Origin of the sequence: Rahnella sp. Larv3_ips (assembly GCF_003697865.1) — a bacterium.
Taxonomy (GTDB): Bacteria; Pseudomonadota; Gammaproteobacteria; order Enterobacterales; family Enterobacteriaceae; genus Rahnella; species Rahnella rivi.
The window spans coordinates 56,331-77,861 of the sequence record NZ_MJIB01000003.1; the positions used below are offsets into that span (position 1 = coordinate 56,331).

19 protein-coding genes are annotated in these 21,531 nt (G+C 51.9%); 11 read left to right on the forward strand and 8 right to left on the reverse strand.

The features are described 5' to 3' along the window. Positions 1-3 precede the first annotated feature (3 nt). Both aceE and pdhR read right to left on the reverse strand, forming a co-directional pair. Positions 4-2,667: a pyruvate dehydrogenase (acetyl-transferring), homodimeric type gene (gene aceE / locus ED901_RS00305; RefSeq protein WP_056777029.1), complete on the reverse strand. Its 2,664-nt coding sequence runs from the start codon at positions 2,665-2,667 to the stop codon at positions 4-6. 161 nt (positions 2,668-2,828) lie between these two features. Continuing rightward, complete coding sequence (gene pdhR, locus ED901_RS00310; protein ID WP_056777026.1) at positions 2,829-3,599, reverse strand: pyruvate dehydrogenase complex transcriptional repressor PdhR; 771 nt, start codon at positions 3,597-3,599, stop codon at positions 2,829-2,831. A 428-nt stretch (positions 3,600-4,027) separates the two neighbouring features. Between pdhR and aroP the strand changes: the two genes are divergently transcribed. The 3 genes from aroP to ED901_RS00325 all read left to right on the forward strand — a co-directional run bounded on the left by aroP (position 4,028) and on the right by ED901_RS00325 (position 8,075). After that, positions 4,028-5,398, forward strand: coding sequence for an aromatic amino acid transporter AroP (gene aroP, locus ED901_RS00315; RefSeq protein WP_056777025.1), 1,371 nt, complete (start codon positions 4,028-4,030; stop codon positions 5,396-5,398). A gap of 267 nt (positions 5,399-5,665) precedes the next feature. Continuing rightward, positions 5,666-7,102 (forward strand): MFS transporter, encoded by a 1,437-nt coding sequence (locus tag ED901_RS00320; RefSeq protein WP_056777021.1) that lies wholly within the window; start codon positions 5,666-5,668, stop codon positions 7,100-7,102. Further along, the gene (locus ED901_RS00325; RefSeq protein WP_122094161.1) at positions 7,095-8,075 is read left to right on the forward strand and encodes a family 43 glycosylhydrolase; all 981 of its coding nucleotides are present in this window, start codon (positions 7,095-7,097) and stop codon (positions 8,073-8,075) included. Before ED901_RS00320 ends, ED901_RS00325 begins: the two co-directional genes overlap by 8 nt. A gap of 86 nt (positions 8,076-8,161) precedes the next feature. Here ED901_RS00325 and ampE read toward each other — a convergent pair whose 3' ends face one another. Together ampE and ampD are read right to left on the reverse strand one after the other, a co-directional pair. Next, on the reverse strand, positions 8,162-9,016 hold the full coding sequence (gene ampE, locus ED901_RS00330; protein ID WP_122094163.1) for a beta-lactamase regulator AmpE: 855 nt from the start codon (positions 9,014-9,016) through the stop codon (positions 8,162-8,164). Positions 9,017-9,077: 61 nt separating this feature from the next. After that, positions 9,078-9,650: a 1,6-anhydro-N-acetylmuramyl-L-alanine amidase AmpD gene (gene ampD, locus ED901_RS00335; RefSeq protein ID WP_056777012.1), complete on the reverse strand. Its 573-nt coding sequence runs from the start codon at positions 9,648-9,650 to the stop codon at positions 9,078-9,080. Between the two features lie 94 nt (positions 9,651-9,744). On the opposite strand from ampD, the gene nadC reads away from it, so the two are divergent. The 4 genes from nadC to hofC all read left to right on the forward strand — a co-directional run bounded on the left by nadC (position 9,745) and on the right by hofC (position 14,081). Continuing rightward, positions 9,745-10,638, forward strand: a complete 894-nt coding sequence (gene nadC / locus ED901_RS00340) for a carboxylating nicotinate-nucleotide diphosphorylase (RefSeq protein ID WP_122094165.1) — start codon at positions 9,745-9,747, stop codon at positions 10,636-10,638. A gap of 295 nt (positions 10,639-10,933) precedes the next feature. Next, positions 10,934-11,380 carry a prepilin peptidase-dependent pilin gene (ppdD, locus tag ED901_RS00345; protein ID WP_122094589.1) on the forward strand — a complete coding sequence of 149 codons (447 nt, stop codon included), beginning with the start codon at positions 10,934-10,936 and terminating at the stop codon, positions 11,378-11,380. Beyond that, on the forward strand, positions 11,380-12,864 hold the full coding sequence (gspE, locus tag ED901_RS00350) for a type II secretion system protein GspE (protein WP_122094167.1): 1,485 nt from the start codon (positions 11,380-11,382) through the stop codon (positions 12,862-12,864). Before ppdD ends, gspE begins: the two co-directional genes overlap by 1 nt. Continuing rightward, positions 12,861-14,081 (forward strand): protein transport protein HofC, encoded by a 1,221-nt coding sequence (gene hofC, locus ED901_RS00355; protein ID WP_122094169.1) that lies wholly within the window; start codon positions 12,861-12,863, stop codon positions 14,079-14,081. The genes gspE and hofC overlap by 4 nt, the downstream gene beginning before the upstream one ends. Positions 14,082-14,160: 79 nt before the next feature. On the opposite strand, the gene ED901_RS00360 is transcribed toward hofC, so the two are convergent. Beyond that, the gene (locus tag ED901_RS00360) at positions 14,161-15,204 is read right to left on the reverse strand and encodes a GMP reductase (protein ID WP_056777001.1); all 1,044 of its coding nucleotides are present in this window, start codon (positions 15,202-15,204) and stop codon (positions 14,161-14,163) included. 242 nt (positions 15,205-15,446) lie between these two features. Here ED901_RS00360 and coaE point away from each other — a divergent pair, with 242 nt between their 5' ends. From coaE to yacG, 3 genes are read left to right on the forward strand one after another with little or no spacing between them, the layout of a single operon-like run. Further along, positions 15,447-16,058: a dephospho-CoA kinase gene (gene coaE / locus ED901_RS00365; RefSeq protein ID WP_122094171.1), complete on the forward strand. Its 612-nt coding sequence runs from the start codon at positions 15,447-15,449 to the stop codon at positions 16,056-16,058. A 44-nt stretch (positions 16,059-16,102) separates the two neighbouring features. After that, positions 16,103-16,855: a cell division protein ZapD gene (gene zapD, locus ED901_RS00370; RefSeq protein WP_056776993.1), complete on the forward strand. Its 753-nt coding sequence runs from the start codon at positions 16,103-16,105 to the stop codon at positions 16,853-16,855. Between the two features lie 9 nt (positions 16,856-16,864). After that, a complete protein-coding gene (yacG, locus tag ED901_RS00375; protein ID WP_056776990.1) occupies positions 16,865-17,062 on the forward strand; it encodes a DNA gyrase inhibitor YacG in 198 nt (65 codons plus the stop codon). A gap of 71 nt (positions 17,063-17,133) precedes the next feature. Here yacG and mutT read toward each other — a convergent pair whose 3' ends face one another. The 3 genes from mutT to secM all read right to left on the reverse strand — a co-directional run bounded on the left by mutT (position 17,134) and on the right by secM (position 20,973). After that, positions 17,134-17,529 (reverse strand): 8-oxo-dGTP diphosphatase MutT, encoded by a 396-nt coding sequence (gene mutT, locus ED901_RS00380; RefSeq protein WP_168734096.1) that lies wholly within the window; start codon positions 17,527-17,529, stop codon positions 17,134-17,136. A 121-nt stretch (positions 17,530-17,650) separates the two neighbouring features. After that, positions 17,651-20,368, reverse strand: a complete 2,718-nt coding sequence (gene secA, locus ED901_RS00385; protein ID WP_056776988.1) for a preprotein translocase subunit SecA — start codon at positions 20,366-20,368, stop codon at positions 17,651-17,653. 80 nt (positions 20,369-20,448) lie between these two features. Beyond that, a complete protein-coding gene (secM, locus tag ED901_RS00390; protein ID WP_122094175.1) occupies positions 20,449-20,973 on the reverse strand; it encodes a secA translation cis-regulator SecM in 525 nt (174 codons plus the stop codon). A gap of 26 nt (positions 20,974-20,999) precedes the next feature. Between secM and ED901_RS00395 the strand changes: the two genes are divergently transcribed. Beyond that, entirely contained in the window at positions 21,000-21,524 is a 525-nt protein-coding gene (locus ED901_RS00395; protein WP_056776980.1) for a DUF721 domain-containing protein, read from the forward strand. Positions 21,525-21,531 lie beyond the last annotated feature (7 nt).

Here is a 21,531-nt window from a genome sequence, read left to right on the forward strand (position 1 = left end):
CTCTTATGCCAGACGCGGGTTAACTTTGTCAGCATCGATGCCGAACTTGGTAATGGCTTCAGCCACTACTTTCACATCGATCTCGCCACGTTTGGCCAGTTCGCCCAGCGCAGCAACCACAACGTAGGAAGCATCAATTTCGAAGTGGTGACGCAGGTTTTCGCGGCTGTCAGAACGACCGAAGCCGTCGGTGCCCAGTACGCGGAAATCGCTGGCAGGAACGAAGTTACGGATCTGCTCTGCGAACAGCTTCATGTAGTCGGTTGAAGCAACAACCGGCGCATCGTTCATCACCTGAGCCACGTAAGGTACGCGTGGGGTTTCAGTCGGATGCAGCATGTTCCAGCGCTCGCAGTCCTGACCGTCACGGGCCAGTTCAGTGAACGAGGTCACGCTGTAAACGTCGGAAGCGACGCCGTAGTCTTTGGACAGGATCTGAGCCGCTTCACGTACGTGACGCAGGATAGAACCGGAGCTCATCAGCTGCACTTTACCTTTGCTACCTTCCAGGGTTTCTAACTTGTAGATACCTTTACGGATGCCTTCTTCCGCGCCTTCCGGCATGGCTGGCATGTGGTAGTTTTCGTTCAGCGTCGTGATGTAGTAATAGATATTTTCCTGCGCTTCGCCGTACATACGAACCAGACCGTCATGCATGATGACTGCCACTTCGTAGGCATACGCCGGATCGTAAGAAATACAGTTCGGGATAGTCAGAGACTGAATGTGGCTGTGACCATCTTCGTGCTGCAAGCCTTCACCGTTCAGGGTGGTACGACCGGAAGTGCCGCCGACCAGGAAGCCGCGAGCCTGTTGGTCACCCGCTGCCCAGCACAGGTCACCGATACGCTGGAAACCGAACATGGAGTAGTAGATGTAGAACGGGATCATGGGCAGATCGTTGGTGCTGTAGGAAGTCGCTGCGGCCAGCCATGAAGATGCGGCGCCCAGTTCGTTGATCCCTTCCTGCAGGATCTGACCTTTCTCGTCTTCTTTATAGTAAGCAACCTGCTCACGGTCCTGCGGGGTATATTGCTGACCGTTCGGGCTGTAAATACCAATCTGACGGAACAGACCTTCCATACCGAAAGTACGCGCTTCATCGGCGATGATCGGCACCAGACGGTCTTTAATGGAGTCGTTTTTCAGCATCACGTTCAGGGCACGGACGAAGGCGATAGTGGTAGAGATCTCTTTCTTCTGCTCTTCCAGCAGTTGTGAGAAGTCTTCCAGTTTCGGCATTTCCAGCTTCTGAGTGAAGTTTGGCAGACGAGTCGGCAGGTAGCCTTTCAGCGCAGCACGACGTTCATGCAGGTATTTGTATTCTGCAGAGTCTTTTTCCAGAGTGATGTACGGCAGTTTTTCCAGATTTTCATCGGTCACTGGCACGCTGAAACGATCACGGATATAGCGCACGCCATCCATGTTCATTTTCTTCACCTGGTGAGCAATGTTCTTGCCTTCGGCCGCTTCGCCCATGCCATAACCTTTAATGGTATGCGCAAGGATAACGGTCGGCTGACCTTTGGTGTTCTGAGCTTTGTTCAGTGCAGCGAAGACTTTCTTCGGATCATGACCACCACGGTTCAGCGCCCAGATTTCGTCGTCGGTCATATCTTTGACCAGCGCAGCGGTTTCCGGATAACGGCCGAAGAAGTGTTCACGAACGTATTTACCGTCGCGGGACTTGAAGGTCTGGTAGTCGCCGTCCACGGTTTCGTTCATCAGCTGGATCAGTTTGCCGCTGGTGTCTTTACGCAGCAGTTCGTCCCAACGGTTGCCCCAAATCACTTTGATCACGTTCCAGCCGGCGCCTGCAAAGATGCCTTCCAGTTCGTTAATGATTTTGCCGTTACCGGTTACCGGGCCATCAAGACGCTGTAAGTTACAGTTGATGATGAAGCACAGGTTGTCCAGTTTCTCACGGGTGGCGATAGTGATCGCACCTTTGGATTCTGGCTCATCCATTTCACCGTCGCCCAGGAACGCGTAAACACGCTGCGCCGTGGTGTCTTTCAGACCGCGATGATCAAGATATTTCAGGAACTTAGCCTGGTAGATCGCACCGATTGGACCCAGACCCATAGAAACGGTCGGGAACTGCCAGAATTCAGGCATCAGTTTAGGGTGCGGATAAGATGACAGACCTTTACCGTGAACTTCCTGACGGAAATTGTTCATCTGGTCTTCGGTCAGGCGGCCTTCAAGGAAAGCACGCGCGTACACGCCCGGAGAGATGTGGCCCTGGAAGTAAACCAGATCGCCGCCGTCATTCTCGTTGCGAGCACGGAAGAAGTGGTTGAAGCACACTTCATAAATAGCAGCAGAAGACTGGAAGGATGACATGTGGCCGCCCAGATCCAGATCTTTCTTCGACGCACGCAGAACGGTCATGATCGCGTTCCAGCGGATTGCGGTACGAATGTTGCGTTCCAGCTCCAGGTTACCCGGATACTCAGGTTCGTCTTCAACAGCGATGGTGTTGACATAATTACGGCTGGCCGCGCCAGCTGCGACGCTCACGCCGCCTTTACGTGCTTCACTCAGAACCTGATCAATCAGGAACTGCGCACGCTCAACACCCTCTTCACGGATGACCGATTCGATCGCTTGTAGCCAGTCGCGAGTTTCGATCGGATCCACGTCATTATTTACACGTTCTGACATGGTGCTTTTCCTTATCTGTATCTAATACGTTGGTTTATCTGGAGCCTGTCTTCCTGCGCTCTTAGTGACAGTCTTCGCTCTCAACAAAACGCACGAAGACAGGCCCGTCATGTAGTTGCCGTGAGCCCTCAAGGGAAGGCTCTAAAAATTAATCCCGAAGGTTAACTTTCATCTTTTCGTTGCTGGAGCCGTCGTAATGACCGATCCCGCCGGGTGTGTTCCCTGCTGAGATCCAGCAAAACTTCTTCAATGAACGCCAGGTGACGGTGAGATGCGGCGCGTGCCATTTCTGGTTCACGTGCAACAATCGCCTCGAAAATACTGGCGCGGTGGTTGCTTACCGTTGCCAGCATTTCCCGGCGTGAGTACAGCAATTCAAAGTTCTGTCGAACGTTCTTCTCAAGCATCGGCCCCATACAGCGAACCAAATGCAGCAGAACAACATTATGCGCGGCTTCTGTTACAGCAACCTGATACTGCATAACCGCATCAGCTTCTGCGTCCAGATCCCCGCTGTCCTGGGCGGTCTGAATACCCACGTGACAATCGCGAATGCGCGCCAAATCATCCTCAGTGCCTCTGAGCGCCGCATAATAGGCAGCAATCCCTTCAAGGGCATGGCGTGTTTCAAGGAGATCGAATTGTGATTCAGGATGGTCAGCCAGTAACTCGGCCAGCGGATCGCTCACGCTTTGCCACAGGTTACTTTGCACGAAAGTGCCACCACCCTGACGGCGCAGGAGCAGTCCCTTCCCTTCAAGGCTTTGGATTGCCTCTCGCAGAGAAGGTCGTGAAACATCAAACTGTTTGGCCAGTTCACGTTCTGGCGGAAGCTTTTCCCCGGGTCTTAAAGTGCCTTCGAGGATCAGGAACTCAAGTTGCTGCTCGATCACATCGGATAACTTAGGCTGTCGAATTTTGCTGTAAGCCATATATGTGCGGTTCTCTGCGAGTAGCGACTCTGTAAGTTGCCGGAGTCAATTGGTAATACCAATTTAAAAAACGTGGCCGTAAAGTAACAAAGTATTCACCTTGTGTCCATATGGCTACCCAGTAAATGCGTCGACCTCGCACAATTTAACAACTTTTTATCATTTCTCTTTTTTTCTGCCTTTAAGATCACATTTTTACGATCCTGAGCAAATTTAGCGTTAATTTGGTTATTTGTTATGCAGATGATGCATAAATCAGGTGCAAACTTTTTCGCATAACACTATTCTTGCCCGAACGGTAGATGATGCTGCTTTTTAGGCACAATCCAGCCGTAAATAATTAAATACAAAAAGTGTAATTATCGCCTTACATTCTTTCTAACACGCAGAATGCTATGGGTTTTGCCCCAATGACAGAGGACAGGTAAATGGTTGATCAACAACATGGCGATGAGCTGAAGCGCGGCCTTAAAAACCGTCACATTCAGTTGATTGCGTTAGGTGGGGCAGTCGGAACGGGCCTGTTTCTGGGCAGCGCCTCCGTTATCCAGTCGGCGGGACCGGGGATTATTCTCGGCTACGCTATCGCGGGTTTTATCGCTTTTCTGATTATGCGTCAGTTGGGTGAAATGGTCGTGGCAGAGCCGGTTGCCGGTTCTTTCAGCCATTTTGCCTACAAATACTGGGGTGGTTTTGCCGGTTTCGCTTCAGGCTGGAACTACTGGGTTCTGTACGTGCTGGTGGCGATGGCAGAACTGACCGCCGTCGGTAAATATATTCAATTCTGGTGGCCGGAAATCCCGACATGGGCTTCTGCGGCTGTCTTCTTCGTGCTGATCAACGCCATCAACCTGACCAACGTGAAAGTGTTTGGTGAGATGGAGTTCTGGTTTGCCATCATCAAAGTGGTCGCAGTGGTCGCGATGATCCTGTTCGGTGGCTGGTTGCTGTTCAGCGATACCGCAGGGCCGCAGGCCACGGTGCGTAACCTCTGGGAACAAGGAGGATTCCTGCCGCACGGCATGACCGGGCTGGTGATGATGATGGCGATCATCATGTTCTCGTTTGGTGGTCTGGAGCTGGTCGGTATCACGGCTGCTGAAGCCGATAATCCTGAAGTCAGCATTCCAAAAGCTACCAATCAGGTTATCTACCGCATTCTGATTTTCTATGTGGGCTCACTGGCCGTTCTGCTTTCCCTGATGCCGTGGACCCGCGTCGGGCCCGACACCAGCCCGTTCGTCCTTATCTTCCATGATCTGGGCGATGCACTGGTGGCAAATGCCCTCAACGTGGTCATCCTCACCGCCGCGCTGTCGGTCTACAACAGCTGCGTATATTGCAACAGCCGTATGCTGTTCGGCCTGGCTCAGCAAGGTAATGCACCGAAAGCACTGCTGAACGTCGATAAACGTGGCGTACCTGTCGCTTCTATCATGGTATCTGCGGCCACCACGGCACTTTGCGTACTGATTAACTACCTGATGCCGGGTGAAGCGTTTGGTCTGCTGATGGCACTGGTGGTTTCTGCACTGGTTATCAACTGGGCCATGATCAGCCTTGCACACATTAAATTCCGTCAGGCAATGCGCCGTGAAGGGGTGGAAACCAAGTTCAAAGCGCTGCTTTATCCGCTGGGTAACTACATCTGCCTGCTGTTCATGGCCGGGATTCTGGTGATCATGGCGATCACGCCAGGTATGGCGATTTCCGTCTGGTTGATCCCTGTGTGGCTGGTGATCCTCGGCCTCGGTTACTGGTTCAAGAATCAGCAGAGCGGTAAGTCCGTTAAAGTCTGACCCTGAAAGGTTGTTTGACATGACGGAGGGGTTTAAACCGCGAATTGTTTAAACACCACCGGTTTCAAAAAAATCACGCGCGCCCCGGTCCGGTTTCAATGGCCGGGGCGCTTTGTTATCTGTGTCACACTTTACCCAGCATGACCAAATCGTCCATCTTCACGACTCTTACCTCCTGACTCCTCAGCCCCTCCCGCGCCAATACTCTTGGCTATCAAACAGTTTCTTAACAACTCACTTATTAACTACTAGCCGGAGACTACATCCATGAAGGAAGGCGCGCTGTCATTTAGAGAGAAAGTGGCGTACGGCATGGGGGACGCAGGGTGCAACATGATTGGCGGCGCCATCATGCTGTTTCTTAATTATTTTTATACGGACGTTTTCGGTCTGGCTCCTGCTTTGGTGGGCATATTACTGCTTTCGGTACGCGTCATTGATGCCGTCACCGACCCGATCATGGGGGCTATCGCCGACCGTACCACAACCCGCTGGGGCAGGTTCCGTCCTTATCTGTTATGGATATGTGTGCCTTATGTCCTGTTCAGCGTGCTGATGTTTACCACGCCAGACTGGTCCTACAACAGCAAAGTAATCTATGCATTTGTCACCTACTTCCTGATGTCGCTGACCTATACGGCCATCAACATCCCTTACTGCTCGCTCGGCGGTGTGATCACGGCCGACCCTCATGAGCGCGTTGCCTGCCAGTCATACCGCTTCTTTATGGTAGGGATTGCCACGCTGATTTTGTCTTCAACATTACTGCCGATGGCCGACTGGTTCGGTGGCGCCGACAAAGCGAAGGGCTATCAGATGTCGATGGGTGTCATGGCGATCATCGCGCTATTTATGTTCCTGTTCTGCTTCAGCTTTGTGAAAGAACGTATCCAGCCGGCGGTGCCTTCCAAACATGCGCTCAAATCTGACCTGAAAGACATCTGGAAAAACGACCAGTGGGTGCGCATTCTGCTGCTCACCTTCTGCAACGTGTGTCCGGGCTTTATCCGTATGGCAGCAACCATGTATTACGTTACCTGGGTGATGGAGAAATCCACCTCGTTCGCCAGTATGTTTATCAGCCTCGGCGTGGTTGGCATGATGATTGGCAGCGCGCTGGCGAAACCGCTGACGGATAAATACTGCAAACTGAAAGTGTTCTTCTGGGCAAACATCATTCTGACCATTTTCTCCTGCGGCTTCTATTTCCTCGATCCGCACGCGACAACGCTGATTTTGGTGGCCTACTTCATCCTGAACATCATGCACCAGCTCCCTTCCCCGCTGCACTGGTCACTGATGGCGGACGTGGATGACTACGGCGAATGGAAAACCGGCAAACGTATCACCGGCATCAGCTTCTCCGGTAACCTGTTCTTCCTGAAATGCGGCCTGGCTGTGGCCGGGGCAATGGTCGGATTCCTGCTCTCTGGTTATGGATACGATGCGGGTGCTGCCCGTCAAAGCGATCACGCAATCAACGGTATCGTGCTGCTGTTCACGGTGATCCCAGGCATTGGCTATCTGATCACTGCAGGCGTGGTGCGTTTACTGAAAGTTGACCGCGAGATGATGCGCACCATCCAGTCTGATCTTGAAATCCGCCGCCGTAATTATCGCGAGCTGAATGAATATCACGACACGAAAAATGCACCGGACGCAGGTTCCGTTCCGCTGCACAGCAAGGAGCTTAAACATGAGTAACTATCCAAATCCCCTTATCGAGCAACGTGCCGACCCGCATATCTGGCTGCACAACGATGGTAATTATTACTTCATCGCCTCAGTGCCGGAATATGACCGGCTGGAAATCCGTCGTTCTGAAACGCTGGCTGGCCTTGCCGATGCGCCTGCAAAAATCATCTGGCATAAACCCGATACCGGCCCGATGAGCGCACTTATCTGGGCGCCGGAGCTGCACTTCATCGACGGGAAATGGGTGATTTATTATGCCGCAGCGCCCTCGCAGGAGATTGTGGACGGATTATTCCAGCACCGTATGTATGCGCTGGTTTGCGAAGATGCTGACCCGCTCAGCGGAGTCTGGCAGGAGAAAGGCCGGATCCAGACCCCTCTCGACAGCTTCTCGCTTGACGCCACGCATTTTGAGCATCAGGGGAAAAATTACTACCTGTGGGCGCAGAAAGATCCGGCTATTCAGGGCAACTCCAACCTGTATCTGGCCGAAATGGAAAACCCGTGGACACTGAAATCGCCCCCCGTCATGCTCAGCAAACCTGAGCTGGACTGGGAAATCATCGGTTTTTGGGTAAACGAAGGCCCGGCAGTGATTAAGCATGGTGATAAGATTTTCATCACCTATTCCGCCAGCGCCACTGATGAAAATTACTGCATCGGTTTACTGACGGCGGATATCAACAGCAATCTGCTGGACGCTAAAGCCTGGCGTAAATCTGACCGTCCGGTATTCACCACTCACGCGGGAAACAGACAATTCGGCCCCGGCCACAACAGCTTCACCCGCAACGAACAAGGTGAGGATGTGCTGGTTTATCACGCGCGCAATTACACTGAGATTGAAGGTGACCCGTTGTACGATCCAAACCGCCATACCCGTATCAAAACCTTCCGCTGGGATGAGAACGGACTGCCGGACTTCGGTGAACCCGCCGCAGATAACCGCCCGCTGATGCTGCAACAACCCTTTAAGTCCTGAATAACATGCAAAAAGCCCGGCCATGTGAATGTGCCGGGCTTTTTTATGCAGATTTTATATAGCGCAGACAGGCGGTACTTTTGCCGTTAAATCAACGCACCATAAATCGTTAACAGCGCAACCACGACCAGAATGATCATAGTGACCTTCCGTGCCAGCCCGACGGCTGCACGCGGCGTCTGAACCGGATCCGTATGGGGATCGCGTGCCAGAGAGAACTGCGCAAGGCGGGTCAGAACGTGATATTGCGAAGAATGAATATCTCCCAGCGAGGCGAACCACGCCGGTAACGCTTTTTCACCGTGCCCGAGCAGGGCATACGCCGCGCCCGCCAGCCGCACCGGGATCCAGTCCAGAATATGCAACAGGCTATCGACACCGGACTGAGCACGTTTAAGCGGGGTCATGTGGCGCGCCAGCCAGGTCTGATAGCCACGTAATACGGCATACCCACCCAGTGCGACAGGCCCGTAAGGCCCGCAGACCACGAACCAAAATAGCGGCCCCAGATAATAACGGAAGTTAATCCACAGCAGCGCATTTTGCAGCTCCCGCAAACGAGCCTCTTCACTGCAGTCCGCAGGCAGGCCGTGAATCAGCGCCAGCTCCTCCGCCATTTCTTTCGTGGCATCAATATTGCCCTGACGGGCTGATTTGAGATAGGCGCGATAGTGTTTGCGTTTAACGCCAGCACCGATACACAACAGACAGATAATCACCCATAACACCAGTGACGGAACGCCGAAGAACAGGCCCTGCACTGCACGCAAAATCGCCCAAATGACCGCCATCCAGACCACGGTTATCGCCAGCGTTTTCGCCAGAGACGTCTGCCGTCCACGGTTGAAAATCACCTCAAACCGATGATCCAACTGCCAGTGTTCACCCAGTTTGAACAACCGTTCCCAAGCCAGCACCAGCAATAAAGTAAATAACGTCATCGATTCTCACTCTCTCTCAACACATCACTCGCAGAAAACAGAAACCCGAACCCGCGTTCATTCACGAGTCAGCAGAGACATTTTGCCCTGCGATGGGTGTTAACAGCTTGCGATAAAATGCCCAGTCAAACTCAGGACCAGGATCCGTTTTACGCCCTGGCGCGATGTCACTGTGTCCGGTAATGGCATCCAGACTAATCGGATAGTGCTTAATTAACAACTCGGTAACGCTTGCGAGGCTGCGATATTGCGCCTCGGTGAAAGGCTCGAAATCAGTGCCCTCCATTTCAATACCGATAGAAAAATCATTACATCGCTCCCGCCCCTGCCAGCTTGAAACGCCCGCATGCCAGGCACGTTTATCAAAAGGCACATATTGGACGATTTCGCCGTCACGCCGGATCAGGCAATGCGCGGCAACGCGCAACTGGTGGATCCCTTCGAAATAAGGATCATCCTGCGGATTCAGCGTGCCGGTAAACAGCTGGTCAATATAAGGGCCACCAAATTTTCCGGGCGGCAAACTGATGTTATGGATCACTAACAGCGAGGGGATTTCGTCTTCAGGACGGAGATCAGAATGGGGAGAAACTACCTGCCGGGCCCCGGCAATCCAGCCATGTTCTAAGTGCATCAATGACCTCAATGATGTGCTTGGGTGGTACTTATCACAGCAACAGGGTAGCATGTTTTTTTGTCCTTCTTATCCGCCATTTCGGAGTATTTGTATGTCTACCCGCAGCTACAGCCCTGAAAGTCGCCGCGCACAGTTACTCGAACGTATCCAGAATGATATCCCCTTACTTGTGACTCAGGCTTTGGGTGAAGACCTTGGCGGCGAAGCCAATGCCAACAATGACTTAACTGCGCAATTGTTGCCGCAAGACAAGAGTGCAAGCGCGACAATTATCACCCGTGAAGCCGGTGTTTTTTGTGGCCAGCGCTGGCTGGATGAAGTCTTCACCCAGTTGGCAGGCGATAAAATCACCGTCAAATGGCATGTCAAAGACGGCGATACCCTGTCTGAAAACCAGACATTATGCGAGCTATCCGGATCTGCCCGCATGCTGCTGACCGGCGAACGTACTGCGCTCAATTTTGTCCAGACGCTCTCTGGCGTAGCCACCGAAGTCAGCCACTATGTGAAGTTGCTGGCAGGCACCAAAACGCAACTGCTGGATACGCGTAAAACCTTGCCCGGCCTGCGCACTGCGCTGAAATATGCCGTGCTGTGCGGCGGCGGTAGCAATCACCGTCTGGGCCTCGCCGACGCGTTTCTGATCAAAGAAAACCATATTATTGCCTGCGGCTCGATCAAAGCCGCCGTCGAACGTGCGCTGTGGATCCACGCGGATGTGCCGGTTGAAGTAGAGGTCGAGTCACTCGACGAACTTCAGCAGGCGCTGGATGCCGGTGCTGACATCATCATGCTGGATAACTTCACCGTGCCGATGATGCGCGAAGGCGTCACCCTGACTGCTGGCCGCGCATTGCTGGAAGTGTCTGGCAACGTCACCAAAAAAACACTGCGCGAATTCGCTGAAACGGGCGTGGATTACATTTCTGTTGGCGCACTGACCAAACATGTCCGCGCGATGGATCTCTCGATGCGTTTCAACTGATTAACCGATGCGCTATTGCCCCGGATATCCTTTCCGGGGCAATACGACTTCTTCGGACTATTTCGTACTTGCCGCATTACCCTCTCATTCTCCTCTGCCCGCTGCCAACCCTCTTTTTAAACGCCGCATCATTATTGCGAGACGCCGCGCAAAAGTTTTGACAGCCTTTTTCCCTTGCATAGTTATCCTGGAAGGCATCGCGGAGAAGCCATAAATGACGCTGGAATCAGAATTTCTCTCCGTTTAGTTTGCTGCCTGAGCAACATCCATGCAGTTACACAAAACGGAGAAAGCCATGCACCGGCAACAAGGATTTACCCTTATAGAACTGATGGTGGTCATCGCAATTATTGCGATCCTGAGCGCCATCGGCATTCCCGCCTACCAAAGTTACATCCAGAAAGCAGCCCTGACTGACATGCTGCAAACCATGGTGCCCTATAAAACCGGCGTCGAGCTGTGCGTGATAGATGCAGGTGCACTGACGAGCTGCAACGCAGGCACGCAGGGGATCCCTGCGACGGCCACCAGCCGTTACGTCAGCCAGATACAGGTGAACGCGGGGGTGATTTCACTGACAGGCCAGCAGGCGCTTAAAGGCCTGAGCGTTGTGATGACTCCCGCCCCGGATATCCAGGCAGGCGGTATTGTCTGGAGCAGAAGCTGCACCAATGCCGAGAGTTCGTCGATGGTGGAAGCATGCGAAAGCGTATTCCGCTTTGATACCACAGGAGCGCCATGATGAACGATATGCCACTGCGTCCCGTTTCCCCGCCTGACAGCGATCGCCTGCAAAGCGAAGCGTCGCTTGAGGCGCTTTGTCAGCGTTATAAAGCGGTGATACTGCACCGAGACGATCAAACCTTGCGCGTCGCCTGCCATGAGGCGGAACCCGATGCCGAGACGTTAGGCAATGTTTTGCGTTTTGCCAGCGAACTGAAAGTTCAGCTGGAGCGCTGGCCGCAGGCAAGGCTGGAACAAATGATGGAAAAAGACGGTGCGGAATCACCACAAGAAGCAGGGAATGGGGATTCTAAAAGGCCGGAAGCCAACGAACTGAACGACCAGAGTGACGCGCCGGTGATTAATGTTCTTAATCAGATCCTGAGACAAGCGATTACCCGCCGGGCATCGGATGTTCATTTCGAACCTTATGAAAACTGCTTCCGTGTCCGAGTACGCATTGACGGCGTGTTGCAGGAGATCCCCGGCCCTGAGTTTTCGATGGCGGCCAGCGTCTGTGCAAGGCTCAAAATCATGGGGCAACTAAACGTGGCTGAACGTCGTTTACCACAGGACGGACAGCTGTCGGTGGTGCTGCAAAATCAGCGTTACTCGATGCGCGTTTCCTCTTTGCCAACGCTGCATGGCGAGAAAATCGTGCTGCGTATTCTGCACATGACCCAGCAAGATCTGGCGATGTCACAGCTGGGGCTCACCCTGAGAGATCTGGGATATTTCAAGGCGGCACTGAAACATCCACAGGGGCTGATTCTGGTCACCGGCCCGACCGGCAGTGGCAAGACCGTGACGCTCTACAGCGGCTTGCGTGAGCTGAATGCCATCTCACGCAATATTTGCAGCGTGGAAGATCCGATCGAAATTCCCGTCAGCGGTATTAATCAAACGCAGATTAACAGCAAAACAGATCTCAGCTTTGCCAGTGTTTTACGAGCGTTACTGCGTCAGGATCCTGATGTCATCATGGTCGGTGAGATCCGTGATAAAGAAACGGCTGAGATCGCGGTAAAAGCAGCGCAAACCGGGCACCTGGTACTTTCAACGCTGCACACCAATTCTACCTGCGAAACCTTGACCCGCCTGCGTCAGATGGGCATCGAAGGCTTTCACATTGCCGCCAGTTTGCGGCTGGTGATTGCCCAACGGCTGGTGCGAAAACTCTGTCCGCATTGCCGTAAGGCGCACATGTCATTTGTCGGGAATGGCGAAAACGGACAAGGAAGACAAGTACCGCTCTGGCAGGCAGCCGGATGTCATCAGTGTTTTTCAGGCTATTACGGACGGACAGGTATTTATGAAACGCTGAACATCACGCCCCGTTTACAACAGGCGCTGGTTGCAGAAGCCACCGTGAACGAACTTATCAAAATCGCCCGCGAGCAGGGGCAGATCACCTTACAGGAAGCCGGGATGCTGCTGGTGGAACAAGGTATTACCTCGCTTGAGGAACTCTATCGCGTCACCGGCGAGGGAACCGGTGCATGAGTGATTCGTCAGTGCTTCATCAAACGTGGCGGCTCTATCACTGGCAGGCTATCGATAGCCAGGGAAGTATCCAGGATGGCGACAGCATTGAGGTCAGTAAAGAGGGCATTTACCAGCAGCTTTTCGCTGCTGGTTTGCAGCCGCTAAAGATTCACATGAAGCAGAGCCTGCACCGGCGTTTCTGGAAGAATCAGGAGCGGGTATCGATAATCAGGCAGCTCGCCACATTGTTGCAGGCGGGGCTGCCGCTGGTTAACAGCCTTACGTTGCTGGCCGGTGAACATCCGAAACCAGCATGGCAGTGCGTCCTGCACAATATCGCCAAAGGGGTACGCGAAGGTAAACCTTTATCGGAAATGCTCAATGCGTATCCGGACGTCTTTCCGGATATCTACCGGCAGATAATCTCCATTGGTGAGCTCACAGGACAACTGGATCAGTGTTGTTTACAACTGGCAGCCCAGCAGGAGCAGCAAGCGGAACTGAAGGCGAAGGTGAAAAAGGCATTGCGCTATCCGCTGATTGTCAGCGTTATCGCCACCCTGGTGACGCTGCTGATGCTGACGATGGTTCTGCCAGAGTTTGCCAAAATCTACGCATCCTTCGATGCGCAGTTACCCTGGTTTACCCGCATGCTGGTAGCCACCTCTGAGGTTTTGATTGGAACTGGCCCGTGGCTGGCAGGTGTTTTATCCCTTTGCTGTTTTGCTTATCTGCGCAAATTGCATCCGCAAAAAAGGTGGAAACTCAGGGAACAAAAGCTGCTGCTCACGCTGCCGTTAACATCACGGCTGGTCACCGACAGCTGCCTGAGCCAGATATTTCAGACCTTGGCGATGACGCAGCAGGCGGGTATGACATTGATTGCAGGGCTGGCAGCCGCATCGGCCTCAATGTCTAACCTGCATTTTCAGACCGCACTCGGTCAGATCCGTGAGCAGATTATGCAGGGTGTGCCCTTACACAAAGCTTTTGTACAGTCGCCGCTGTTTCCTTCGCTGTGCCAGCAACTAATCAAAATAGGTGAGGAGTCAGGATCGCTGGATGAGTTACTGCTGAAACTGGCGCATCTGCATAATGAAAAAGCAAATTCGCTGGCAGACACCTTGTCACAAACGATTGAACCGGTACTTATGGCAGTAATGGGCGTGATTGTTGGCGGATTAGTGATAGCGATGTATCTGCCGATATTCCAGCTGGGCTCGGTGATGGGCTGAGGATGGCAATGTTAAGTTTGTGCATAAACAGAAAACGGCGAAAAATATTTCGCCGTTATTTAGCCTGAATGACGATGGGTTATTTGCCGCCGAACAACCGGTTTTCCTGCTCCGCAACGCGGATAAAGGTAGTGCGTTTCGTCAGCTCTTTCAGGCGGTCGGCGCCCACATAGGTGCAGGCTGAACGCAAGCCGCCGAGAATATCGCGCACAGTGTTTTCAACCGGACCACGAAGGGGTAATTTCACCGTTTTGCCTTCTGCCGCGCGATATTCTGCGACGCCGCCCACGTGGCGTTTCATCGCTGATTCAGAACTCATGCCGTAAAACAGCATGAATTTTTCGCCGTTTTCTTCAACCACTGAGCCTTCGCATTCTTCGTGCGCAGCCAGCATACCGCCGAGCATTACGAAATCGGCACCGCCGCCGAAGGCTTTGGCCACGTCACCCGGAACAGCACAGCCACCATCGCTGACGATCTGTCCGCCTAAACCATGGGCTGCATCAGCACATTCAATCACGGCAGAAAGTTGCGGATAACCTACACCGGTTTTGACGCGGGTGGTACAGACAGAACCCGGACCGATACCAACTTTAACGATGTCTGCGCCAGAGAGGATCAATTCTTCCACCATTTCACCGGTGACAACGTTACCTGCACAGATCACTTTATCCGGGCAAGCTTCACGCACACGCCGCAGGAAATCCACAAAGTGTTCTGAATAGCCGTTAGCAACATCAAGACACACAAACTTCAGCAGAGGCGACATCGCGAGAATTTGCAGGGTTTTGACGAAATCAGCTTCTGACGTTCCGGTTGAAACCATCACATTGCGCAGTACTGATTCATCAGCAGAGGAGATGAAAGCTTGCCATTGCTCTACGGTGTAATGCTTATGGACTGCAGTCAGCATCCCGAATGATGCCAGCACAGTCGCCATACGGAATGTCCCAACGGTATCCATATTGGCGGCAATAATTGGCGTACCAGACCAGCTGATAGCAGAGTGTTTAAATGTGAAGGTGCGCTCCAGCTCTACTTCGGAACGGCTTTTGAGGGTGGAACGTTTCGGGCGGATAAGTACGTCTTTAAAACCTAATTTCAAATCTTCTTCAATGCGCATGACGGGTTTGTCCTGGTTTGGCGACGGGTCGCTAGGGTGGCAGCAGAAAATTAGACACCCTTTCCAGTGGTTTTATCATACACAGGAAAATGACAACGGCAAGATGGCTTTTACAGCGCACATCACAGACTTTTGATTGTGTAGCTGATTAATTTTTCCAGTCCAAAACCAATACGAGAGCGGCTTGCACTTACTCATAATCTCTTTATCATTTACCCAACTAATTCTATCAGAGCATCAGCATGGCCTATATCGTTGCATTGACCGGAGGCATAGGAAGCGGAAAAAGTACCGTAGCCGAAAGCTTTGCCCGCCGCGGGGTGAGCATTGTCGATGCTGATATCATTGCACGTCAGGTTGTGGCTCCCGGTGAACCTGCGCTGGATGAACTGAGCAAACACTTTGGTAAAGATATTATTCTTGATGATGGTTCGTTAAATCGAGCCGCTTTGAGAGAATGCATTTTCAGTCATCCGGCTGAAAAAGCCTGGGTGAATCAACTGCTCCATCCCGTTATTCATGCGCGTACTCAGCAGTTTATCAGGCAGGCTGAAACGGCTTACGTGCTGTGGGTGGTGCCGTTACTGGTTGAAAATGGATTACAGGCGCAGGCAAATCGCGTTTTAGTTGTAGACGTTGATCCACAAACCCAGCTTGTGCGCACAATGCAGCGCGATGGCATCAGCCGTCAGCAGGCTGAAAGTATTATTGCTGCGCAGGTGAGCCGTGAAAAACGACTGGCCCGCGCGGATGACATTATTGATAACAGCGGCGATCCTGAAACGATTGAATCGCGTGTTGCCCAATTACATAGCCGCTATTTAACATTTGCGGCATCAGTATCCCCTGAATAATTCATCAGAATATCAAGGGGAAAACAGACAGGATATTGCCAAGCATGAGTGAAGCAGCAGCCACCGTTCTTTTTGAACATCCTCTAAATGAAAAAATGCGTACCTGGCTACGCATTGAGTTTTTGTTACAGCAACTGCATGCCAATGCGCAAGTTACTGCTATTTCTTCTGCGTTGCTGTTTTTCCGCACTGCATCCGATCTGCTGGATGTTTTAGAGCGCGGGGAAGTACGTACGGATTTGCTGAAAGAGCTGGAAAGACAGCAACAGAAACTCTCCCAGTGGCAGGATGTCCCTGGCGTAGATATATCTCGCATTGAAGGAATTCGGGCAGAGCTAAAGCAGTGCGCGGGCATCCTGATGAAAGCACCCAGAATTGGTCAGGCATTGAAAGAAGACCGGATGATCGCGCTGGTTCGTCAACGCCTGAGCATTCCTGGCGGTTGCTGCAGCTTTGATTTGCCGACGCTGCATATCTGGCTGCATTTGGCACAATCTCAGAGGGATGGCGAAGTACAAAACTGGCTGGAAACTCTGGCGCCGTTAAATAACTCGCTCACAATGGTACTGGATTTAATCCGTCAGTCAGGCGTATTCCGCAATCAAATCAGCCTTAACGGCTTTTTCCAGGACAATGCGGAAGGCGCAGATCTGTTACGATTACGTCTGTCGATGGAAAATCTGCTTTACCCGCAAGTGTCCGGGCACAAAACCCGTTATGCCATTCGCTTTTTACCCCTCGACAGCGAACATGGTGTGGTTCCCGCGCGACTGAATTTTGATCTTGCCTGCTGCTAGGAGTTGCAAATGGATCCCGAAATTATTGAAGTAAATTGCCCGACCTGTGGCAAAACAGTGGTCTGGGGCGAACAAAGCCCTTACCGCCCATTTTGTTGTAAACGCTGCCAGTTGATCGATCTCGGCGAATGGGCCGATGAAGAGAAACGTATTCCCAGCAAAGGGGATATCAACGATCTGGATGAGTGGAGCGAAGAAGAGATTTAACGCAGAAAACCAGCGTAGAAAGGAATGATACAGAAAGGGGCTTCAGCCCCTTTTTTGCGAGAGGTATAACATTATAACTGGTTATTTTTCAGTGCTTTGACTATCTCTTCGTTCGCTGGCGGAAATTCAGTTTCATCCAACTCAGACTGTGCAACCCAGCGCTTAGGCTGTCCCTCTTTGCCGTAAGGTTCGCCCTGCCAGCTTTCTACCAAAAAGAAATGCAAAGTGATAATGCGATCGGAGAAGCGATGCTCTAACGTTTTCAGTAACACTGGAGATGTTGCATTTATCCCCACTTCTTCCTGTAACTCACGAATTACGGCCTGTTCCGGCGACTCACCCGCTTCTATCTTTCCGCCGGGAAACTCCCAACATCCGGCCATGTGTGATGAGGCATCACGCTGGGTGATAAAAATTTCTTTCTGCTCATTGCGGATGATGCCGACTGAGATATTCAGTTGCTTAATCGTCACAGTTCTCACCTTTCTCCTGACCAAGAATCCTGTACTGAAACCGTACTTTTTAAGACAAAAATAAAGGCGGTGATTAGCCGCCTTTAAGATTAACACGATGACTTAGCCTGAGATCTTACTTTTGCAGGCTGCCATGGCATTGTTTGTATTTCTTGCCGGAACCGCATGGGCAGAGATCGTTACGACCTACTTTGCGTTCGCCAGAAGAAGCAAGACGCGCGGCTTCGGCCACTTCGATTTCCTGCTGATCCTGATGGCTCAGCTGTTGCTGACGTGCCAGACGTTCAGCTTCTTCACGACGCTGAATCTCCATCGCTTCTACTTCTTCAGGCATACGTACCTGTACTTTGCTGAGTACGCTGACCACTTCGTATTTCAGCGATTCCAGCATAGAAGCAAACATGGCGAAGGATTCACGTTTGTACTCCTGCTTTGGATCTTTCTGCGCATAGCCACGTAAGTGAATCCCCTGACGCAGGTAATCCATTGCGGCCAGATGCTCTTTCCACAGGGAATCGAGGGTTTGCAGCATCACGCCTTTTTCGAAGTTGCGCATCATTTCAGCGCCAACCACTTCTTCTTTACGGGCGTAAGATTCTTTCGCGATTTCCATGATACGGTCGCGCAGTGTTTCTTCATGCAGTTCAGGCTCTTTATCCAGCCACTCCGAAATCGGCATTTCCAGCTCGAAATCGGTTTTCAGACGCTGTTCCAGACCTTCAACATCCCACATTTCTTCCAGAGACTGTGGCGGAATGTAGCTGTCGATAGTGCTTTTGAACACGTCTTCACGAATGCTGGCGATGGTTTCGCTTACGTCGGACACGTCCAGCAGTTCGTTACGCTGGCTGTAGATCGCACGACGCTGGTCGCTTGCCACATCATCATATTCCAGCAATTGCTTACGAATATCGAAGTTGCGGCTTTCTACTTTACGCTGCGCATTAGCAATCGCTTTGGTCACCCAAGGATGCTCAATGGCTTCGCCTGGTTTCATCCCCAGTTTACGCATCATGCCAGTTACACGGTCAGACGCGAAGATACGCATCAGAGCATCTTCCATGGACAGATAGAAGCGTGATGAACCCGCATCACCCTGACGACCCGCACGGCCACGCAGCTGGTTATCGATACGGCGTGATTCATGACGCTCGGTACCAATGATGTGTAAACCACCGGAAGCCAGCACGGCATCGTGACGAATCTGCCATGCCGCTTTAATTTCTGCGATTTTCTCGTCTGTCGCTTCTTCGCCGAGATTCTCAACTTCAACCTGCCAGCTGCCGCCCAATACGATATCCGTACCACGACCGGCCATGTTGGTAGCGATCGTTACCGCACTTGGCTGGCCCGCCTGGGACACAATGTCCGCTTCTTTAGCGTGGAATTTCGCGTTCAGTACGCTGTGTGCGATACCGGCTTTGGTCAGCTCATTTGAGACAACTTCTGATTTCTCAATTGAGATAGTCCCCACCAATACCGGCTGTCCATTCGCGGTGCAATTACGAATGTCTTCGATGATTGCGCCAATTTTTTCCATTTCTGTCATGTAGACCAGGTCGGCCATGTCTTTACGCACCATCGGGCGGTTAGTTGGCACAACAATGGTATCGAGTTTATAAATGGAACTGAATTCGAATGCTTCGGTGTCCGCAGTACCGGTCATACCGGCCAGTTTTTCGTACAGACGGAAGTAGTTCTGGAAGGTAATGGAAGCCAGCGTCTGGTTTTCGTTTTGGATATCAACGCCTTCTTTCGCTTCAACCGCCTGATGCAAACCATCTGACCAGCGACGACCCTGCATGGTACGGCCAGTGTGTTCGTCGACGATGATAACTTCACCGTCTTTCACAATGTAATCCACATCGCGGGTAAACAGCACGTGTGCACGCAGCGCTGCGGTCACGTGGTGCATCAGCATGATGTTAGTCGGGGAATAGAGGGATTCGCCCTCTTCCATGATACCCGCTTCCATCAGCAGTTCTTCGATCAGAATCAGACCGCGCTCAGTCAGGTGAACCTGACGCGCTTTTTCATCCACTGAGAAGTGGCCTTCGCCCTGGAAGGAATCGGAGTCTTCTTTTTCCTGACGGATCAGTTTTGGAATCAGCTTATCAACACGGGTGTACATTTCTGAGCTGTCTTCGGCCGGGCCGGAGATGATCAGCGGAGTACGCGCTTCATCGATCAAGATGGAGTCAACCTCATCCACCAGCGCATAGTGCAGCTTACGCTGAACACGTTCTTCAGGGCTGAACGCCATGTTGTCACGCAGGTAGTCAAAACCGTATTCGTTGTTGGTACCGTAGGTGATATCTGCAGCATAAGCCGCACGCTTAGCCGGAGAAGGCATACCCGGTAAGTTAATACCGATGCTCAGACCCAGGAATTCAAACAGTGGACGGTTATTTTCGGCGTCACGCTGTGCCAGGTAATCGTTGACGGTAACAACGTGAACGCCCTTACCGCTCAATGCGTTCAGATAAGCAGGCAGCGTTGCGGTCAGTGTTTTACCTTCACCGGTGCGCATTTCTGCGATGCAGCGTTCGTTCAGTACCATACCGCCGAGCAACTGCACGTCGAAGTGGCGCATGCCAAAGACACGTTTACTGGATTCACGTACGACTGCAAAAGCTTCAGGGATCAGATTTTCAAGCACTTCACCTTTCGCCAAACGCTCGCGGAACTCGTTGGTTTTCGCTTGCAGTTGCTCATCGGTCAACTTTTGAATTTCAGGTTCCATGCGGTTGATAAGGTCAACCACTTTGCGCATACGGCGCAGGGTACGATCATTACGGCTACCAAAAACTTTGGTCAATAATTTGATTAACATAGTGCTTAATATCTCTTGGAGGCCACCTGAGGTAGCCACTAATTTATTGATTTATAGATAGAGTTTACAATTACAGTCTGTTAAATCAGAGAGGCCGGGCCGGCACGAATGCCTTGCACCTGTGCTAACCACAGGCCGGTTTGATGCGATGAAGCATGAGAGAGGAAAGGCTGTTGCGTATGACGAATGATAACCGGAGGTTTGGATTCATGTGTCAGTAAGGCATTCAGGGTGACCAGTAAAGCGAGTTGCTGGACATGCAGCGGCTCTGCGTCTTTAGCAATGACTTCCGGTGCAGCGGTATAAACAACCTGGGGTGCCAGAGCAAAAGAAAGATGACGAATAACGGTACGTAGTGCATGCTGCTGCCAGTAATCGACACCGAAAGACGGGCGGCGATGCGCCTGGAGTAATGCCAGATTACTCAGCCCTGTACTGCCGATGTTGAGACGGTTTAGACTTGAAGACGTATTAGGAACGGCAACCAGTTCAGTTTGTGAGAGATTCGTCGACACGCCAAGGCTAGCCGCGACCATCCCCAGGAGGAGATGCGGCCAAAAATACCTTCTGCCAAATTGTCGCCAACGATTTAGAATACCAATCACACGTTTACAATCCGCCGGAGCCCATCATGCGCGATAGTCGCCCACAATTATTAGATATCCTGTTCGATGACGCCTCTTCAACGGAACAAAGCCCGCTGCGAATTGTTCAGCAGCGCGCTGCGGCTTTATTAAAACTAAACCGCGCAGTGAAGGGGCTTTTACCGTCACCCATGCAACCATGGTGTCGTGTCGGTAATTATCGACAGGGAGTTTTAGTGCTGGAAATTGCTAATGCCAGTTGGATGATGCGATTACGCTATGAACAACCCGCATTACTCTCTGCACTTCGAGCGCAAATTCTACCATCATTGTCATCAATCGACATCAGGATTAATCCCTCGTTGATGGCTAAAATGGAAAATGCTTCGCAAATTGCTCAGAAAAATAAAACGATCGCAGCAGAGTCTATGCCGGTACGGCATTTGAGTTCGCAGAGTGCTAATGAATTGAGAGGACTGGCGAGCCGAAGCCCGGAAAAACTGAGGAAGGCATTAGAACGACTGGCTGACCTGGCCGGAGAGAGTGCCAGAACAACCAGTCGTAATAAGTAAAACAGTA

Excerpts from the sequence above, each read along its gene's own strand:
- nadC (WP_122094165.1), top strand. The coding sequence starts at position 9,745 with ATGTCTACCCGCAGCTACAGCCCTGAAAGTCGCCGCGCACAGTTACTC.
- aceE (WP_056777029.1), bottom strand. The coding sequence starts at position 2,667 with ATGTCAGAACGTGTAAATAATGACGTGGATCCGATCGAAACTCGCGAC.
- yacG (WP_056776990.1), top strand. The coding sequence starts at position 16,865 with ATGGATCCCGAAATTATTGAAGTAAATTGCCCGACCTGTGGCAAAACA.
- ED901_RS00325 (WP_122094161.1), top strand. The coding sequence starts at position 7,095 with ATGAGTAACTATCCAAATCCCCTTATCGAGCAACGTGCCGACCCGCAT.
- pdhR (WP_056777026.1), bottom strand. The coding sequence starts at position 3,599 with ATGGCTTACAGCAAAATTCGACAGCCTAAGTTATCCGATGTGATCGAG.
- ampE (WP_122094163.1), bottom strand. The coding sequence starts at position 9,016 with ATGACGTTATTTACTTTATTGCTGGTGCTGGCTTGGGAACGGTTGTTC.
- coaE (WP_122094171.1), top strand. The coding sequence starts at position 15,447 with ATGGCCTATATCGTTGCATTGACCGGAGGCATAGGAAGCGGAAAAAGT.
- ampD (WP_056777012.1), bottom strand. The coding sequence starts at position 9,650 with ATGCACTTAGAACATGGCTGGATTGCCGGGGCCCGGCAGGTAGTTTCT.
- ED901_RS00360 (WP_056777001.1), bottom strand. The coding sequence starts at position 15,204 with ATGCGCATTGAAGAAGATTTGAAATTAGGTTTTAAAGACGTACTTATC.
- hofC (WP_122094169.1), top strand. The coding sequence starts at position 12,861 with ATGAGTGATTCGTCAGTGCTTCATCAAACGTGGCGGCTCTATCACTGG.
- ED901_RS00320 (WP_056777021.1), top strand. The coding sequence starts at position 5,666 with ATGAAGGAAGGCGCGCTGTCATTTAGAGAGAAAGTGGCGTACGGCATG.
- secA (WP_056776988.1), bottom strand. The coding sequence starts at position 20,368 with ATGTTAATCAAATTATTGACCAAAGTTTTTGGTAGCCGTAATGATCGT.
- zapD (WP_056776993.1), top strand. The coding sequence starts at position 16,103 with ATGAGTGAAGCAGCAGCCACCGTTCTTTTTGAACATCCTCTAAATGAA.
- ED901_RS00395 (WP_056776980.1), top strand. The coding sequence starts at position 21,000 with ATGCGCGATAGTCGCCCACAATTATTAGATATCCTGTTCGATGACGCC.
- ppdD (WP_122094589.1), top strand. The coding sequence starts at position 10,934 with ATGCACCGGCAACAAGGATTTACCCTTATAGAACTGATGGTGGTCATC.
- gspE (WP_122094167.1), top strand. The coding sequence starts at position 11,380 with ATGAACGATATGCCACTGCGTCCCGTTTCCCCGCCTGACAGCGATCGC.
- aroP (WP_056777025.1), top strand. The coding sequence starts at position 4,028 with ATGGTTGATCAACAACATGGCGATGAGCTGAAGCGCGGCCTTAAAAAC.